Genomic DNA, 17275 nt, shown 5'->3' on the forward strand with positions numbered 1-17275 from the left:
TTATGACCGAACTTGAATACGATCACACACATCAATGCATTATTGTTAAACCAACAGAGTTGCCGCACGATGAAGACTTTGAGTTATGGGGAACGTTTTTTTTGCACAGCGATGAAATTAGCATTAGTGAATTTGCAGCTGGGGCTGATCGTCACCAACTGCGTTTTAACTATGCTAACCACACTTTTAATTTAAATTTTGAGCATTACAGTCAAAGTGTGTGGATTAACGGCGAAGGTCAAGATGCCGACAACCTATTGGCAGCGTTAACATTTTATTTAAGCTAAGGCCACGTCTATTTATCGCTAATACCTTATAATTGCTATAAAAAATAAACTAAATTGGCACTTTTACTTACATATTAATAACAATGATGTAAGCTAAGAGTAAGTGTTTTATTTTGCAAAATAGCGCTAAAGAGGGTCAATGCTAAATAGAAAATGGATTGCACGTAGTTGTTTTAGCCTTTCTATTTTGAGTATGTTTATGCTCAGCGTTTGCGCGCAAGAAACGCCACTAGCCCAAAGCTGCCAAAATGACGATTCATTGAAAACTTCTGAAATTAACTTGCGTCGACAAATCGAGTCTCAACCTCCATCGCTTACGATAAATAGTAACGCTAAAATTGCCTCAATTAATCTTAAACAACTTAATGTTTTTAATACCGAACTCGAAGCTGAAAACAACGCACTGTTTCGCTTTGCTAATCGTGCACATATACAAACTGAGCCTGAGGTTATTAAAAGCATTTTATTGTTTAAAGCGGGTGATACTTTTAATCAAAAAACCTTGGCTGAATCTGAGCGGCTACTGCGTAAACAAAACTATTTATATGACGCACAAATTGTTGCCAACGAAAACTGCGATGGCGATATTGATGTAACCGTGGTGACTCGCGATTTGTGGACTTTGCTACCCGAGCTTAGCTTTAGCCGCAGTGGTGGCGAAAATAAATCAAGTATCGGCTTTCGCGAGTCTAACTTATTTGGTTGGGGCAAACGATTATCGTTTGCTCGCAAAACCGACAGTGATCGTAATGGCTATTTATTTGTTTACGATGATCCAAATATCCTATCAACACGCTACAGAGGTCGTATAGAGTATGCCGATAACAGTGACGGTAAAAGCCACTTAGTTGAGCTAACTTATCCGTTTTACGCCATCGATACACCTTACAGTTATGGTGCCTTGAGTTACTCGACCCAGCGAGAAGAGGCGCTCTATCTCAGGGGCGATAAATTTAGTGAGTTTGAACAGACCACCGATCTAAATCAGGTATTTTTTGGTCACTCTAAAGCCCTTAGCCATAACTGGACACAGCGCTTGAGCCTAGGTTATATCGATGAGCAACAAACATTTAAAAGCATAGATGAAACCACTGTGCCGCTAGCTGAAAATAGGCAGCTTAGTTATCCTTATGTAAGCGGCCACTGGTTTGAAGATTACTTTATAAAGGTGCGTAACTTTGACAGTATTTACCGTACCGAGGATTTAAATTTAGGTTGGAATATAAAAGCTACGCTGGGTTATTCTGATGAATCAATTAGTAACGACGATAGCCGCGCTATTTACTCGTTTAACTTTAACAAAGCACATTTTAGTGGTGATAATACGCTATGGCGGTTTCACGCAGATATTCAAGGTTATTGGAATAAAGAACAAAAACAGCTTGAAAACTTAATCACCACCAGCCAAATTCAATATTATTTAAATACCAGTATTGATCAGTCTTGGTATGTAAAAGCCAGGCTACAATACGCAAAAAACCTCACCAACGATAAGCAGCTCACTCTCGGGGGCGAAACAGGTTTACGCGGTTACCCTATTGAGTTTCAACATGGCGATCGGAGTTTTTTAGTCAGCTTAGAAAAGCGCTACTATTGGGAGTATGACTTACTACAACTGTTTAAAGTGGGAGGCGCAGCCTTTCTAGATGTAGGTCGCGCATGGTATAACAATGACTCGAATACCCTGTATCAAGTTGAAAACACACCTGTACTTAAAAATGTTGGACTCGGTTTACGCCTTGCGCCAAGTCGCGCCAACGCGGGTACTATGATCCACCTTGATATTGCCGCGCCACTAAATAAATATAACGATGTTGACTCGGTACAATGGCTACTGAGCGTTAAAAATTCTTTTTAAATCACTACTGCGCACAAAGCTAACACGTTACACTTTGCGCCTATCATTATTGTGAGAATACGTTTTGGAATTAATCTCTCTTTTAGAGCTTGTGAGCACACAATATAAGTTAATCGTAACTGTAATTGCGCTGTTGAGTTTTCCGTTACTGTTAAAGCTAACTAAAAAATTACTCGAAAAAGCCATTAGAGGTAAAATCGACTTACACAGAAAATACCGAGCAGAGTTACTATTAAAAATAATACTCGCCTTTGTTATGTTGTGTTTAGTATTAGTTTTTTGGGGAATAGAGCTGCGTGGTTTATTAGTATTAGGTTCTTCCTTATTTGCCATGTTAGGCGTTGCGCTGTTTGCTGCTTGGTCTCTATTGAGCAACTTAACCGCGTTTTTATTGATGTTTATTCAAAATGACTGCCGTGTAGGCTATTGGGTTAGAATCGTGGATGGTGCCAATGCCATTGAAGGACGCATTATTGAAATGGGGCTGATGAATGTATTACTAGAACACGTTGATGGGCATAGGGTGATTTATCCAAATAACTTATTTGTTACCCGCCCAGTGTTAGTTCTCAATACAGAGCCAAAACCAACAAAGGCGCCTAAAATTAAACGTATTATTGGCCCAAAACCACGTAATTAAATAACAATTAAAAAAGCCGCTTAAGCGGCTTTTTTAATTTTTTACCAGTGAAGTTAATTATTCAGCTCAGCCGTTTTCAGTTCATCATCTAAGTCATTTATCTCATCAATAAACGTTTCTAGCTGCTGCTCTACCAGGCTATTTGCATGTGCAAAATAAGCAATGTGGAATACGGCATCGCCTTCATTTACTAGAGGCATGGTTTGCTGACCAATAATAATACCGCTACGTGGAGCGAGTAATTCAAGCTCAGAGTCGCCAAGTGGGCTACTTATATACGCCAGTATTTGCCCCTTTGTGACACGTTCACCTAACGATACTTGCGCTCTTACTATGCCGTCAACCTCAGCACGTACCCAACTTGTTGAACCAGCAATAATCGGCTCAGGTAGTTTTTTTGGTCGTTTACCGCGCATCATTTTTAAATGGCGCATAACATAATCAACCCCTTGTACTCCCGCAGCAATCGCAATCGGGTCAAAGCGCAGCGCCTCACCGGCTTCGTAGGTAATAACGGGTATGCCCAAATTAGCCGCTTCACTACGTAGTGAACCATTGCGCAGTGATGCGTTAATTACAGCTGGTGTGCCAAAGGCCTTAGCCATTTGCGCTGTAGCTTCATCGGCTAAATTAGCACGTATTTGCGGTAAGTTAGTACGGTGAATCGCCCCCGTATGTAAATCTATAATATGCGTACAGTGCACAGCAACTTGGTTAAAAAACATATACGCCATACGACCTGCTAACGAGCCACGTTCAGAACCTGGAAAGCTTCGGTTCATATCACGACGGTCAGGCAAGTAACGCGACTTATGAATAAAACCAAATACATTCACAATCGGCACCGCTATTAATGTGCCTCGTAGCTGGCTAGGGTCGATTTTAGCCAGTAGCTGGCGCACTACTTCAACTCCATTTAGCTCATCGCCATGTATTGCCGCACATACCATCAATACAGGGCCTTCCATTACACCATTGACCACTTCAATAGGAATATTAAGCGGTGAATGGGTATAAAGCTTTGCAGCTTCCAGCGCCAGTGATTTTCGCTCACCCACGCCAATACTTTCACCTAATAAGGTAAAAGGACTGTTAATTTTAACCTTTGCCACGTGTTGCTGTTCCTTTCACTGAGGCCGTTTTTTCGATGAAATCAATCACCATACCCGCGATATCTTTACCTGTTGCCACTTCAATTCCCTCAAGGCCTGGCGATGAGTTTACTTCCATAACCAAAGGACCACGAGATGAGCGAAGTAGGTCAACGCCAGCAACGTTTAAGCCCATTGCTTTTGCCGCTGCAACCGCTGTTTTACGCTCTTCTGGGGTAATACGCACCAGTGTAGCACTACCACCACGATGAAGATTAGAGCGGAACTCGCCTTCTTGCGCTTGGCGTTTCATTGCTGCAATCACTTTATCACCCAGTACAAAACAACGAATGTCTGCACCGCCAGCTTCTTTAATATACTCTTGCACCATGATATTGGCTTTTAAGCCCATAAATGCTTCAATCACACTTTCAGCTGCTTTACGTGTTTCAGCCAATACCACACCAATACCTTGAGTACCTTCCAGTAATTTAATAACAACCGGTGCACCGCCTACCATTTCTAATAAATCTTTTACGTCATCCGGCTTGCTGGCAAAGCCTGTGACCGGCATACCTACACCTTTACGTGATAGTAATTGCAAAGAACGTAATTTATCGCGAGAGCGAGAAATAGCCACAGATTCATTAACAGGGAACACTCCCATCATTTCAAATTGGCGTAATACAGCACAACCATAAAATGTAACCGATGCACCAATACGTGGCACGATAGCATCGAAATCTTTTAGATTTTCACCACGATAATGAATTTCAGGTTGCTCTGAGTTTATGTTCATATAAGAGCGTAACGCATCAATAACTTTCACTTCATGTCCGCGCGCCTCAGCAGCTTCAATTAAACGACGCGTTGAATATAATTTTTTGTTACGAGATAAAATACCAATTTTCATAGTTAAAACCTTAACTAAATTATGTTGAGTAAGCACATGTAAGTGTATTTACTACTCAACGAATCCTTATAATAAGTGTGATAAAGCCGGATCAACGACTATACGATTTTCCATTGCTGTGCGCCCTAACAACATTCTAAACTTCATTGACGCACGACTTGTTAATGTAATTTCTATTGGCCAACTAAATTCGCCTGCATGCAATGTAGTTTCAATAAAGTAACGCAATTCTTTTTGGCCACTAGAGCTGGTAACGTACTTCATTTTTTTAACTTTGGCATTGCAGGTAATTTGCGTTTGCTCGTCTTCTTGCAATGGTTGGGCTGTAAATTTAACCCACTTTTCGCCATCTACTTCGTACTCTTCAATATTAATTGCATGAATACAGGAAGTACGCGCACCAGTATCTATTTTTGCTTTAATTTGCTCGATACCTAGCTCGGGTAAACTTAACCACTCACGCCAACCAACTGTTATTTTTGTCGTCATAAATGCGCCCTTAGTAAAAAAGTGTTTTATACGCTACCGCTAATAAAACACCAGCAAAATAAATTCATCCACTCGATAAGTCGATTTGATTGATCTTTTAAGTTTACTCGGTTAACAATGCCCTCTAATGTGTACACTTAACCATAGGCTAAAAAATAACTTTTTGTTGCTTAACTCTTCAAAGTAAAGCTAAGTTAAATACACTACAGTAAAACTGTATTAAAAACATACTATTTATGAGAAATTATTATGATTAACGGCTTACTTCATGCGCTTATTCTTGATGAACAAGGCGGCGCTCGCCCAATAGAAAACAGTAAACAATTACATCAATGGCAACCTACTGATGGAAAACTGTGGGTACATATGGATTACAGTCAAAAAGAAGCCGTTGATTGGTTAAAAAACTGCGGCCAATTAAACGACTACGAACTTGAATCACTTACCGCAGATGAAACACGCCCTCGTATTACTCCTACAATGAATGGCCATATGCTGTTTTTACGTGGAATCAATTTAAATCCAGCGCAAAGCCCTGAAGACATGGTGTCTATTCGCTTATTTATTAATAAAGATGTGGTGATCACTACCCGTAAGCGCCGATTATTGTCAGTGCAAGATATTTTAACCTCGTTGAATAATAATGAGGGGCCTAGCAGTATTTCTGAACTAGTGTGTAGCTTAGCGCAAAAGTTAACTTCACGTATGCAAACGGTAATAGATGAACTAGATGAAAGCTTAGATGAGTTTGAAGAAGAAATTGATGAGCCTAGTAAAAAGTTTGATAACCAGGGCTTGTCGCAACTTCGCCGTCAAACAATCGCGCTAAAACGGTACTTAAAACCACAAAAGGAAGCGCTCAGCAACATGGTTAATAATCATTACTCGTGGCTGTTTGACGATGATAAAGCCAAGCTAAATGAAACCACCAATTTACTTATTCGCTATTTAGAAGAGCTCGATAGCTCAATAGAGCGTGCACTCGTTATTCAGCAAACCATTACTAACCAAGTGTCTGAGCAATTAAATCAGCGTATGTATGTGATGTCGGTGGTGGCTGCTTTATTTTTACCACTAGGATTTTTGACTGGGTTATTGGGGGTCAATGTTGGCGGTATTCCTGGCACAGACAGCCCCTATGCATTTACTGCATTTGTGGTGTTTTTGGTTGTTTTGACTGGTGGGATTGGTATTTACTTTAAAAATAAAAAGTGGCTGTAATTACAACGCAGATCTAACAGCACAAAAAAGGCGAACATAATTGTTCGCCTTTTGCATTGGTAACCCTTACTCTTGAAAGTAAGTGCCCCAACCGTCGTATTCTACGTCGCATTCAACAGCAAGTTGTGCAAGCTTATCAACGTCTTCCATTATAACGTCAACATCTAATTCGGCTTCAACAACAATGTCAAAACTCCAAATCTTTTCGCCGTCTTCAAGCTCAAGTTCTGCTGGCTCTTCTACATCGTAACCTAGTTTAAACGCAGCAAGTGCAGCTTGTTCTAACTTAGTAAAATCTTCACATACAAAGTGGTGTTCTACTTCATAAAGAATTTCCGGATCGGAACCATCTTCAAGTAATGAAGTTACGATGTCTTCACTTATTTCACGCCAGTTTTCCATTATTTCTCTCTCACTTGAGCATCTAATTCTGTTATTTTAGCAGCCATAATGCTGTGCACACTTTTAGCGTGCTCACGGGCACTGATACTGTTATCAAGTGCTATGGGGGCTAACATTTCAATGTAAATTGTACCATTATCCCAGCGATTTAGTTTAATGGTTTTATCGGTTGTGTTCATACATACTGGCACAACAGGTACCTCTGCACTCATTGCTGTATGAAACGCACCGGTTTTAAAAGGGAGTAAACCACGACCATAACTACGCGTCCCCTCAGGGAACATCCACACCGATAAGCCTTTTTGTTTTATTTTAGCCGCTGCTTTAGAAATAGTGCCTGCCGCTTTAGAGCGATTTGCTCTGTCGATTAAAATATTACCCGACAACCAATAAAGCTGACCAAAAAATGGGATCCACTTCAGACTTTTTTTGCCAACACTCACACAATTTTTTGGCACCATGGCTGGAACAGTAAATAAATCATAGCTATTTTGGTGATTCGCTACATACACAGCAGGCCCCACCTTAAGCGCATCGGGATGATATTTTAGTTCTAATTTAACCCCAAGCATTTTAGCCATTGAACCAAACCAACTTGCAATAACGTGCACATTATTAGGATGAAATGGTCTAAATATTGATAATAACAAACCAAAAAAACAACTTAACAATATAAACAACAGCATTATTAAAATACGTATAACAGCTAGCAAATGCGCCTCTCCAATATAACCACAATCATGTATTGCTCTATTATAACGTTATTTTGTTGCGTAGACGAGAAAATAGCGCACAAGCGTGCGCTGAAATAAAACAGTCATAAAAAAACGGCTTACCTAGGTAAGCCGTTTTCTAATTTGATCTTAGGATTAACTTGGCTCTGCGTCTGAGCTTGGTTCATCTACTTGCTGCGGTGTTAACTCTACCACAGCTTCATCAACGCGCTGTAAGCCACGAGGTAACTTATTCCCCCTGCGCCCTCGCTCACCATGATAGTGCTCAAGGTCGCTTGGTTTAAGGGTCAGCTTACGTTTACCTGCATGCAGCGTAACACTACTGCCTTGTGGTACAACAGCTAATACTTTTACAAACTCTTCGCGGGCTTGCACTTTCGCACCCGGAATAGAAATAATTTTATTGCCCTTACCCTTACCTAGCTTAGGGAGGTCTCGCAGTGGGAATAACAACATCCGCCCTTCGTTAGAAATCGCCATACAGTAGTCAGTAGCCACGTCGTTAACGCGAATTGGCGAAAGTAACACACCACCTTTTGGCACACTCACTAACGCTTTACCGTTTTTGTTTTTACTCACTAAATCTTTAAAGTCAGTAATAAAGCCATAACCAGCGTCGGAGGCCATTAACAACACTTGAGCGTCTTCACCCATAACTACATGCTCAAAGCTGGCGCCCGAGGTTAAGTTAAAGCGCCCTGTCATTGGCTCGCCTTGGCTTCGCGCTGAAGGAAGACTATGAGCATCAGTAGCAAATGCACGCCCTGCTGAATCTAAAAATACCGCTGGTTGATTACTTTTACCTCTCGCTGATGCTCTATAGCCATCACCAGCGCGGTAATTTAATCCTTCCACATCTAAGTCATGACCCTTACCAACCCGTGCCCAGCCTTTATCTGATAACACCACGGTTACTGACTCTGATGGTATTAAATCTTTTTCGCTTAGTGCTTTAGCTTCTACACGCTCAATCACAGGCGAGCGGCGATCATCACCATACATTTCTGCAGCTTCTTGAATTTCTTTTTTCAATAAGGTCGACATGCGACGGTCTGAGCCCAGTGTTTGCTCTAATTTGTCACGCTCTTTCGCCAATTCATCTTGCTCACCACGAATTTTAAACTCTTCAAGTTTTGCCAAATGGCGAAGTTTTAATTCTAAAATGGCTTCTGCTTGAATATCTGTTAAATCAAAGCGCTCCATCAATATTGGTTTGGGCTTATCTTCAGAGCGGATGATTTCTATAACTTCATCAATATTTAAAAAGGCAGCTAGTAAACCTTCTAAAATATGTAATCGTGCCAGCACTTTATCAAGTCGATATTGCAAGCGACGACGTACCGTTTCGCGTCTAAAGGTTAACCACTCTGTTAAAATACTCCGTAAATCTTTAACCTGTGGACGGCCATCTAAGCCGAGCATATTTAAATTTACGCGGTAATTTTTTTCAAGATCGGTGGTGGCAAATAAGTGTGCCATTAATGGCTCAGCTTTAATTCGGTTTGAACGCGGCACAATCACAATGCGGGTCGGATTTTCATGATCAGATTCATCACGTAAATCGGCTACCATTGGCAACTTTTTAGCATTCATTTGCGCTGCAATTTGCTCAAGTACTTTTGCACCCGAACATTGATGCGGTAACGCAGTAATAACTATATCGCCTTGCTCTTCACAATACACAGCGCGCATTTTAATTGAGCCACGGCCAGTTTTATAAATTTTGTGAATATCAGCTTTTGGCGTAATTATTTCAGCATCAGTTGGGTAATCTGGCGCATGTACTAAATCCAGTAACTCTTCGAGCTCTGTTTTTGGTTTATCAAGTAATAAACAACAGGCACTGGCTACTTCACGCACATTATGCGGCGGTATATCGGTTGCCATACCTACCGCAATACCGGTGACACCATTAAGTAATATATGCGGTAAGCGCGATGGCAATACTAAAGGCTCATCCATGGTGCCGTCGAAGTTTGGCGTCCAATCAACGGTCCCTTGGCCTAACTCTTTAAGTAATACTTCAGAGAATTTAGATAAACGCGCTTCAGTATAACGCATTGCCGCAAACGACTTAGGATCGTCAGCTGCACCCCAGTTACCCTGACCATCAACTAACGGGTAGCGATAAGAAAACGGCTGCGCCATAAGTACCATGGCTTCATAACAGGCACTATCACCATGAGGATGGTATTTACCTAATACATCACCCACGGTACGGGCTGATTTTTTGTATTTAGCACTTGCCGATAACCCCAGTTCACTCATCGCATAAATAATACGGCGCTGAACGGGTTTTAAGCCGTCACCAACGTGCGGTAAGGCACGATCCATGATCACGTACATTGAATAATTTAAATAGGCGTCTTCGGTAAAACGCCCCATTGTTTGCTGTTCAATTCCTTGCATTAGCAAGGTATCTGTATCACTCATTAAAGCTTACCTAGTTTTTCTTATAGCTTACGCGGTAAATTACGTTAGCGTAATCATCGCTTACCAATAGACTGCCATCATTTAATTGTGCAAATGCAACAGGGCGTCCAAATGTCGTTTCGTCTTGCATAAAGCCGGTGATCAGTGGCGTATATTTAGTTACTTTGGCATTTTCTATGGTTGCCACAGCCACTTTATAACCAACCTTTTCAGAGCGATTCCATGAACCATGCTCAGCAACAAATAACTGTTGTTTGTAGCTATTTGGGAACTGTTTGCCGGTATAAAAATGAATACCCAATGGCGCAACATGCGCCCCCAATGCCAATGCAGGTTGAGTGTAATCAGCAATATTTTTGCCTTCACCAAACTCAGGATCAACAATAACGCCACCATGCACGTATGGAAAACCAAAGTGCTCTTCTTCCTTAGTAATGCGGTTTAGCTCATCAGGTGGAATATCATCCCCCATCATGTCGCGGCCGTTATCGCTAAACCATAGCATTTGCGTACTAGGATGAAAGTCAAAACCCACCGTATTACGTACACCTTTGGCTAAAGTCGTTATTTCTTTGGTATCGGTATTTAACGAAAAAATACGGCCAAAGCGAGCATCTTCCTCACAAATATTACACGGTACGCCCACGGGAATTATCAGCTCGCCATTTGGTGCAAAGCGCAAAAACTTCCAACCATGGTGACGCTCTGACGGTAAATCGCTATAAAACACTTCATACTCAGGATTTTTGAGGTGTTTATCGATATTTTTAAAACGGATAATCCGGTGCACTTCACCAACATATAAGTCACCGCCTTTAATTGCTAAACCCGAGGGCATATTTAATCCCTCTGCAATCACTATTTTTTTATCTGCCACGCCATCGCTGTTATGGTCAATCAGTGCATACACATTGCCCGCTTTACGAGACCCTGCATACACAATACCTCGGCTTGATACTGCAATTTGCCGTGCATTTTCAACATCATCAGCAAATAAGCTGATTTCAAAACCTGGTGCAGCGGTCAGCTTGTCGAGTATATTTTTCGCCATCACTGGCGATGATATTAAGCCCAGTAACAACAGTGTGCTAAATAATTTATTCATTTGCCTCTCCTGTTTTAAAGCCCAAAGGCTTATTAAACTTGTGCCTTATTACCATGATCCTCTAGCCATTGACGGCGATCTGATGAGCGCTTTTTAGCGAGTAGCATATCCATCATTTCCATTGTTTGCTGCTCCTCATCAAGAGTGAGTTGCACTAAACGACGAGTATTAGGGTCCATAGTTGTTTCACGCAATTGTAGCGGGTTCATTTCACCCAAACCTTTAAAGCGTTGTACGTTTACTTTGCCACGTTTTTTTTCTGCTTCTATGCGCGCTAAAATACCGGTTTTTTCATCTTCATCCAGCGCGTAGTAAACATCTTTACCAATATCAATTCTAAATAACGGTGGCATAGCAACATACACATGGCCAGTTTTAACTAATTGTGGGAAATGGCGTACAAATAAGGCACACAGTAAGGTGGCAATATGCAGTCCATCGGAGTCAGCATCCGCTAATATACATATTTTATTGTAACGTAGTCCCGACATATCGGTTGAGTCAGGGTCAATACCTAGCGCGACTGAAATATCGTGCACCTCTTGAGAGGCCAAAATTTGCCCTGATTCAACTTCCCAAGTATTTAAAATTTTACCTCTTAGCGGCATAATTGCTTGGAACTCACGATCTCGCGCTTGTTTAGCTGAACCGCCTGCTGAGTCACCCTCTACTAAAAATAATTCCGTGCGGTCATTATCAGCAGCACTACAATCGGTCAGTTTGCCTGGTAATGCTGGGCCTGATGTAACTCGCTTACGTACTACTTTTTTAGCCGCACGTAAGCGACGCTGTGCATTTGAAATACATAGTTCAGAAAGTAGCTCTGCGGTGTCAGTGTGCTCATTTAGCCATAAGCTAAAGGCATCTTTTACTACACCCGATACAAACGCAGCACATGAACGTGATGAGAGTTTTTCTTTGGTTTGCCCTGCAAATTGTGGGTCTTGCATTTTAACCGACAACACATAACTACAACGTTCCCAAATATCATCTGGGGTGAGCTTTACGCCACGTGGTAATAAATTTCTAAACTCACAAAATTCACGCATCGCCTCTAAAAGCCCTTGGCGCAGACCATTTACATGGGTGCCCCCTTGCGCGGTAGGAATTAAGTTTACATAACTTTCGGCTATCGACTCACCACCTTCAGGCATCCATACTACCGCCCAATCAGCGCCTTCAATAGAACTTGAAAACTCACCCACAAATGGGTCTTTAGGTAGTATTTCGTAACCTTTAACGGCTTCAATTAAGTAATCTTTTAAGCCTGTTTCATAAAACCATTCTTGGGTTTCTTTCGTTTGTTTATTTACAAACTTAATACGCAAACCTGGGCATAAAACCGCTTTAGCTTTTAATAAGTGATTAAGCTTAGTCAAAGAAAAATTAGCAGAGTCAAAATAGCTGGTATCTGGCCAAAAACGTACCGTAGTACCAGTGTTGCGTTTACCCACTGAGCCAATAACATTTAAATCTTCAACTTTATCGCCATGCTCAAAAGCCATTCTAAATTGCTGCGCATCACGGCGAACCGTTACTTCCACGCGGGTAGATAGCGCATTAACAACCGAGATACCTACGCCATGCAAGCCACCAGAGAATTGATAGTTTTTGTTTGAAAACTTACCGCCGGCATGCAGCTTAGTAAATATTAACTCAACTCCTGGAATACCTTCTTCTGGGTGAATGTCAATTGGCATACCTCGGCCATCGTCACTCACCTCAAGCGAATTATCTTCATGTAAAATGACATCAATACGTGTTGCGTGCCCAGCCATTGCCTCATCAACACTGTTATCAATAACCTCTTGGCCTAAATGGTTTGGCCTTGTGGTATCTGTATACATGCCTGGGCGGCGTTTTACCGGCTCTAATCCATTAAGTACTTCAATGGCTTCGGCGTTATAATTTTGTTGAGTCATAGTTTTTATCTTTATATACGCTAATATCTGATTTTAAGAAAATCGACAATGCTTGAAAAAGCTCGCTCAAAGCCATTAAAGCTATGATCGCCGCCAAATTCAATTAACTGTTTACATTGTGAGTAATACTTTATTGCGTGCTGAAAATTTAACACTTCATCCCCTGTTTGCTGTAATAAGTACATCAGTTCAGGGTGTTTTAACTCTGTCACCGTTAATGCTTTTAACGCATCTATATGACGAGATTGTAATTGGTAATTATAATCTTGATACGGATTATAATTAGGCCCAAGTATAGGCTCTAATAATGTATATGGGGCAACGGCAGGATTAATTACCACCGCAGGAATTTGATAACGCTGCGATAAATACGTGGCAAAAAAACCACCTAGCGAGCTGCCCAATAATACGGTATTCGGTGTTAATAGTTGTTCAAGCGCTATAATAGCCTCTACAGGCTCATGATTTAAACGCGGCACACAATAATCAACATCATAGTGTGCCATAAGCTCACCAAAGCGCACAGCTTTATATGATTTTTCAGAGCTATTAAAACCGTGAATATAAATTACCCGTTTAACCATACCACGTCCGAGTGTATGTGCAGCTGTTGTTGCTCAGCATTTAAATACAGCATGCGATAAGCTGACCCTTTATTTTCTTGCTGCCAAGTCTCACTGTGTTTACTAAACTGCACGCAACTTGCAGGAGTGGCGTACACATTAAGCCCTCTAAACTGCTGTTGGTAGTCATTGTGAACATGCCCATGAAACAGCGCATCAACGCGGCCATTATTAACTAATAAATTTAATAGTTGCGGCCCATTTTCTAGCATATGTTTATCTAGGTAGCCATTAATAGGCAATGGGTTGTGATGACAAAATGCAATGTGGCGATTGCTTGAATTAACTAAGCACGCCATAATTTCATCCAAATGTGTGGCGCTAACCCACCCTGCTGGTGTATCACCTTTAGAGTTAATTAATATTAGCTCAATTCCTTGTGCCACTATGTGTTTAGCGTGTTGTATTTGTCCACCACTAATTAAATTAAGCTGTTCAATCTCATCATGGTTACCAGGCACCCAAAATACGGGGCAATCAACGTCACTATTATGAATAAGTTCTGCAAATAATAAATACGAATTAAAGCTGTGATCTTGCGTTAGGTCACCACCAAATATCAACGCATCAGGCTGCTGCTTTGCTATATCGGCCAATGCTTTAACAAAATGTTCAGCGGTATTAACGCCAAAGTATTCAGCATCTTTATCACTAAAAAGGTGGCAATCAGTTAGGTGTGCAATTCGAAGCGTAGTTTGTTCAAAATAATAAGTGTCATCAAACCAAGCCATTATTTACATCCCAATTAAGTGTTGATTGACCTCTTTCAACACACGCTACCAACCAGTCATACAAAAAAGCATTTAACTGATATTTTTCATCTTTTTGATGCATTTTTGGGTTAGGGTAACCATAAGAAGGCTTAATTCGTTGGTGGTAGTCATGATGAACAATTTCAGCCACCTTCGCATCATTGTACAAACGTACCGTTAAATACAGCGGTGCAATGCCAACGAGCATGCCATTTAACTGTTTAATAGACACATCGAGTGTGTATTTGGCACTATCATCTATGTGAATTGCAAATTCACTGTGGCCTAATTTAATTTCTCTTACATTGCCAATCACTCGATCATGAGGCAGTAATTTTAAAAGGCGTACGTAATTGTGCTCACAAAGCGTTAAATACTTTGGAAGGCTTTGAATGTACCGATTAGTGGTTAAAATTGCTGTCAAAATACCGCCATTACTATTAAAAATTAAAAACTATGCCCACTTTTTACGTATCTTATCGCGATTTAGCGCTAACCATTGCAAGCTAATTACGGTAGCGGCATTATCTATTTCACCACTATTAAGTCGCTGCTGTGCTTCGTCTACGTGCATAATATGGGTTTTAATATCTTCACCTTCGGTTTCTAACCCATAAATGCCAGTACTCATTTGGCTTAAATCGGCGTGAGCTAAATATAAGAACAAACGCTCTGTAGTACCGCCGGGGCTTGAAAGGTAAGACAGCATAAACTCAAGTTCTGTTAAATTAAGCCCTGCTTCTTCAAACGCTTCTTTTTTAACAACCGCTTCGTAATCTTCACTGTCATCGGTCATACCCGCTATACATTCTAACAGCCAAGGCGTATGTTTGCTTTTAATTGCGCCAATTCGAATTTGTTCTATGAGCAATACTTGCTCAGTCACTGGATCATAAGGTAATACCGCGACCGCATCGCCACGCTCTAAAATTTCTCGACGAATAACCTCAGACTCTCCACCTGCAAACAAGGCATGCTGAAATTGATAAAGGTTTATTTTAAAAAACCCCTTATACAAATTTTCAACCGGTTTTAATCTCACATCATCATGGGTAAATTGAGTACGACTTTTATTCGCCATGTTTTTTATTTCCTTTTTGAAAGCGTAGATACATCAACGCCTTGATTGCAAGCCCCATTAAAACGCTAAATTGAGCGAATGAGGCGTGTTAGGTATATATTCTGTTACACTTGAGAACGTTGTTTTACTAATTTTTTTTTTAGTTATTAAGTAAAACAGGTTAACATGCCTGTAGTACAAAAATTGTCTAAGGACCGAACATCACATGAAAAAGAACATCCTTGCAGCACTGGTTAGTTTATCATGCGCATTGGGCTCAACCGTAGCCAATGCTGAAGATTTACTTCAAGTTTTTGAAATCGCAACAGCCAACGATCCTACCGTTTTAAAAGCAAAAGCCCAAGCTGATGCTCAATCATACCAAAGCGATCGCGCTATGAGCGCATTATTACCGCAAATTGGTTTGACTATGGGTTATACAAAGTCTGACTCAACTTCCTTCAGACAATCTGAAGATTTATCTTCTATTAATAAAATTAATTCTGAAAGCGACGAGTTTTCTCGTGGTATTAGCTTAAGCCAAACGTTATTTGATTTAGGCGCATGGAATTCATTAGGTATAGCCGACAAACAAGCACTTCAAGCAAGCGGCCAATACGACTTTGCCAAGCAAAACCTAATTGTTCGTGTTGCTGAGGGTTATTTTAACGTACTTAGCGCTATTGATAACCTTGAATTTGTACAAGCTGAAAAACGTGCCATTGAGCGCCAACTTGAACAAACTAAACAGCGTTACGCTGTAGGTTTAACAGCTATTACCGATGTACATGAAGCACAAGCACAATTTGATAACTCAGTAGCGCAAGAGATCATTGCTAATAATGCGGTAGAAACAGCCCGTGAGCAGCTACGTGAGATCACTGGTAAGTATCACGCAAAACTTGATATGTTAAACACCAAAACGTTTTCTACTGTTAAGCCAAGTACGCCTGCAACTGATTTAGTTAAAATAGCTAAAGACAAAAATTTGAATCTGCAGGTATCAAAAATCACGGTTGATATAGCTAAAGAACAAATTGAACTCGCAAAAGCAGGTCATTATCCAAAACTAACGTTAAATGCTAGCTACGGCGACTCATTGACAGATAGCGAGTCAAATGGCGTTAGTTTTGACGATCAACCTCGTTCAGATTCTAGCTCTATTGGACTAAACTTTAGCGTACCACTTTACTCAGGTGGCGCAACGGTTGCTGCAACAGATCAAGCACGTGCATTTTACGTTGCTGCTAGCCAAGATTTTGAAACCGATTATCGTGCAGTAACTCGCTCTGTAATTACTTCTTACAATCAAGTGGTATCTGACATTGCGACATTCAAAGCGCTTGAGCAAGCGGTTATCTCAGCAGAAAGCGCATTAAAAGCCACTGAAGCGGGTTTTGAAGTAGGTACACGTACAATCGTTGATGTACTGATCAGTACGCAAAACTTGTACAATGCAAAGCGTAATCTTGCTGATGTGCGTTATCGTTATGTTGTATCAACGCTTCGCTTAAAACAAGCGACAGGAACATTAAGCCGTGAAGATTTAGTGGGTATAAACCAAGGTTTAAATACTGTTAACTAAGCAGACGACTTCATTATAAATAATCACTAAAGCCAGCTTTTTGCTGGCTTTTTGTATTTTTTAACACATAGCGTTAAACTAGGGTCTGTTGACCTTTCAAGGTTAAATTTGCAGCAGCCTGTTTGGTATTAAGGCAAGGCAGAGCCTATGTGGTGTGGTT

General features: G+C 40.8%; 17 protein-coding genes. 5 read left to right on the forward strand and 12 right to left on the reverse strand.

Annotated features, from left to right (window positions below; genetic code table 11):
* The first annotated feature begins 2 nt into the window (after positions 1-2).
* From FLM47_RS12815 to FLM47_RS12825, 3 genes are all read left to right on the forward strand, one after another.
* Positions 3-287 carry a DUF3630 family protein gene (locus tag FLM47_RS12815; protein ID WP_010391549.1) on the forward strand — a complete coding sequence of 95 codons (285 nt, stop codon included), beginning with the start codon at positions 3-5 and terminating at the stop codon, positions 285-287.
* A 139-nt stretch (positions 288-426) separates the two neighbouring features.
* Positions 427-2145 carry a POTRA domain-containing protein gene (locus FLM47_RS12820; RefSeq protein ID WP_178956563.1) on the forward strand — a complete coding sequence of 573 codons (1719 nt, stop codon included), beginning with the start codon at positions 427-429 and terminating at the stop codon, positions 2143-2145.
* Positions 2146-2209: 64 nt separating this feature from the next.
* Positions 2210-2785, forward strand: a complete 576-nt coding sequence (locus tag FLM47_RS12825; protein ID WP_010391553.1) for a mechanosensitive ion channel domain-containing protein — start codon at positions 2210-2212, stop codon at positions 2783-2785.
* 53 nt (positions 2786-2838) lie between these two features.
* Here FLM47_RS12825 and FLM47_RS12830 read toward each other — a convergent pair whose 3' ends face one another.
* From FLM47_RS12830 to FLM47_RS12840, 3 genes are all read right to left on the reverse strand, one after another.
* Positions 2839-3897 carry a succinylglutamate desuccinylase/aspartoacylase family protein gene (locus FLM47_RS12830; RefSeq protein ID WP_138608439.1) on the reverse strand — a complete coding sequence of 353 codons (1059 nt, stop codon included), beginning with the start codon at positions 3895-3897 and terminating at the stop codon, positions 2839-2841.
* Entirely contained in the window at positions 3884-4789 is a 906-nt protein-coding gene (gene rimK, locus FLM47_RS12835) for a 30S ribosomal protein S6--L-glutamate ligase (protein ID WP_008467750.1), read from the reverse strand. Before rimK ends, FLM47_RS12830 begins: the two co-directional genes overlap by 14 nt.
* 66 nt (positions 4790-4855) lie before the next feature.
* Positions 4856-5278: an ATP-dependent zinc protease gene (locus tag FLM47_RS12840; protein ID WP_010391555.1), complete on the reverse strand. Its 423-nt coding sequence runs from the start codon at positions 5276-5278 to the stop codon at positions 4856-4858.
* 249 nt (positions 5279-5527) lie between these two features.
* Here FLM47_RS12840 and FLM47_RS12845 point away from each other — a divergent pair, with 249 nt between their 5' ends.
* Entirely contained in the window at positions 5528-6499 is a 972-nt protein-coding gene (locus FLM47_RS12845; RefSeq protein ID WP_138608437.1) for a zinc transporter ZntB, read from the forward strand.
* Positions 6500-6565: 66 nt separating this feature from the next.
* Here the strand turns inward: FLM47_RS12845 and rraB are convergent, their stop codons facing one another.
* From rraB to FLM47_RS12890, 9 genes are all read right to left on the reverse strand, one after another.
* Entirely contained in the window at positions 6566-6901 is a 336-nt protein-coding gene (gene rraB / locus FLM47_RS12850) for a ribonuclease E inhibitor RraB (RefSeq protein WP_008110603.1), read from the reverse strand.
* Positions 6901-7614, reverse strand: coding sequence for a 1-acylglycerol-3-phosphate O-acyltransferase (locus FLM47_RS12855; RefSeq protein ID WP_178956564.1), 714 nt, complete (start codon positions 7612-7614; stop codon positions 6901-6903). Before FLM47_RS12855 ends, rraB begins: the two co-directional genes overlap by 1 nt.
* Before the next feature lie 156 nt (positions 7615-7770).
* Complete coding sequence (gene parC, locus FLM47_RS12860; RefSeq protein ID WP_010391560.1) at positions 7771-10068, reverse strand: DNA topoisomerase IV subunit A; 2298 nt, start codon at positions 10066-10068, stop codon at positions 7771-7773.
* Positions 10069-10078: 10 nt separating this feature from the next.
* Complete coding sequence (locus FLM47_RS12865) at positions 10079-11173, reverse strand: sorbosone dehydrogenase family protein (RefSeq protein ID WP_178956565.1); 1095 nt, start codon at positions 11171-11173, stop codon at positions 10079-10081.
* A 32-nt stretch (positions 11174-11205) separates the two neighbouring features.
* Positions 11206-13095: a DNA topoisomerase IV subunit B gene (gene parE / locus FLM47_RS12870; protein ID WP_024600809.1), complete on the reverse strand. Its 1890-nt coding sequence runs from the start codon at positions 13093-13095 to the stop codon at positions 11206-11208.
* Between the two features lie 20 nt (positions 13096-13115).
* Positions 13116-13679: a YqiA/YcfP family alpha/beta fold hydrolase gene (locus FLM47_RS12875; protein WP_138608429.1), complete on the reverse strand. Its 564-nt coding sequence runs from the start codon at positions 13677-13679 to the stop codon at positions 13116-13118.
* Positions 13664-14449, reverse strand: coding sequence for a metallophosphoesterase (locus FLM47_RS12880; protein ID WP_138608427.1), 786 nt, complete (start codon positions 14447-14449; stop codon positions 13664-13666). The genes FLM47_RS12875 and FLM47_RS12880 overlap by 16 nt, the downstream gene beginning before the upstream one ends.
* Positions 14436-14894 (reverse strand): DUF1249 domain-containing protein, encoded by a 459-nt coding sequence (locus FLM47_RS12885; protein WP_138608425.1) that lies wholly within the window; start codon positions 14892-14894, stop codon positions 14436-14438. The genes FLM47_RS12880 and FLM47_RS12885 overlap by 14 nt, the downstream gene beginning before the upstream one ends.
* 30 nt (positions 14895-14924) lie before the next feature.
* A complete protein-coding gene (locus tag FLM47_RS12890) occupies positions 14925-15551 on the reverse strand; it encodes an NUDIX domain-containing protein (protein ID WP_138608423.1) in 627 nt (208 codons plus the stop codon).
* A 205-nt stretch (positions 15552-15756) separates the two neighbouring features.
* Between FLM47_RS12890 and tolC the strand changes: the two genes are divergently transcribed.
* On the forward strand, positions 15757-17115 hold the full coding sequence (gene tolC, locus FLM47_RS12895; RefSeq protein WP_138608421.1) for an outer membrane channel protein TolC: 1359 nt from the start codon (positions 15757-15759) through the stop codon (positions 17113-17115).
* The last annotated feature ends 160 nt before the right edge of the window (positions 17116-17275 follow it).

The sequence above is a fragment of the Pseudoalteromonas sp. Scap06 genome, from assembly GCF_013394165.1.
Lineage (GTDB): Bacteria > Pseudomonadota > Gammaproteobacteria > Enterobacterales > Alteromonadaceae > Pseudoalteromonas.

Bases quoted from the DNA above. Each gene is read 5' to 3' on its own strand.
- tolC (WP_138608421.1), top strand. From the start codon at position 15,757: ATGAAAAAGAACATCCTTGCAGCACTGGTTAGTTTATCATGCGCATTG.
- rimK (WP_008467750.1), bottom strand. From the start codon at position 4,789: ATGAAAATTGGTATTTTATCTCGTAACAAAAAATTATATTCAACGCGT.
- FLM47_RS12880 (WP_138608427.1), bottom strand. From the start codon at position 14,449: ATGGCTTGGTTTGATGACACTTATTATTTTGAACAAACTACGCTTCGA.
- FLM47_RS12875 (WP_138608429.1), bottom strand. From the start codon at position 13,679: ATGGTTAAACGGGTAATTTATATTCACGGTTTTAATAGCTCTGAAAAA.
- FLM47_RS12865 (WP_178956565.1), bottom strand. From the start codon at position 11,173: ATGAATAAATTATTTAGCACACTGTTGTTACTGGGCTTAATATCATCG.
- parC (WP_010391560.1), bottom strand. From the start codon at position 10,068: ATGAGTGATACAGATACCTTGCTAATGCAAGGAATTGAACAGCAAACA.
- FLM47_RS12840 (WP_010391555.1), bottom strand. From the start codon at position 5,278: ATGACGACAAAAATAACAGTTGGTTGGCGTGAGTGGTTAAGTTTACCC.
- FLM47_RS12820 (WP_178956563.1), top strand. From the start codon at position 427: ATGCTAAATAGAAAATGGATTGCACGTAGTTGTTTTAGCCTTTCTATT.
- rraB (WP_008110603.1), bottom strand. From the start codon at position 6,901: ATGGAAAACTGGCGTGAAATAAGTGAAGACATCGTAACTTCATTACTT.
- FLM47_RS12890 (WP_138608423.1), bottom strand. From the start codon at position 15,551: ATGGCGAATAAAAGTCGTACTCAATTTACCCATGATGATGTGAGATTA.
- FLM47_RS12815 (WP_010391549.1), top strand. From the start codon at position 3: ATGACCGAACTTGAATACGATCACACACATCAATGCATTATTGTTAAA.
- FLM47_RS12845 (WP_138608437.1), top strand. From the start codon at position 5,528: ATGATTAACGGCTTACTTCATGCGCTTATTCTTGATGAACAAGGCGGC.
- parE (WP_024600809.1), bottom strand. From the start codon at position 13,095: ATGACTCAACAAAATTATAACGCCGAAGCCATTGAAGTACTTAATGGA.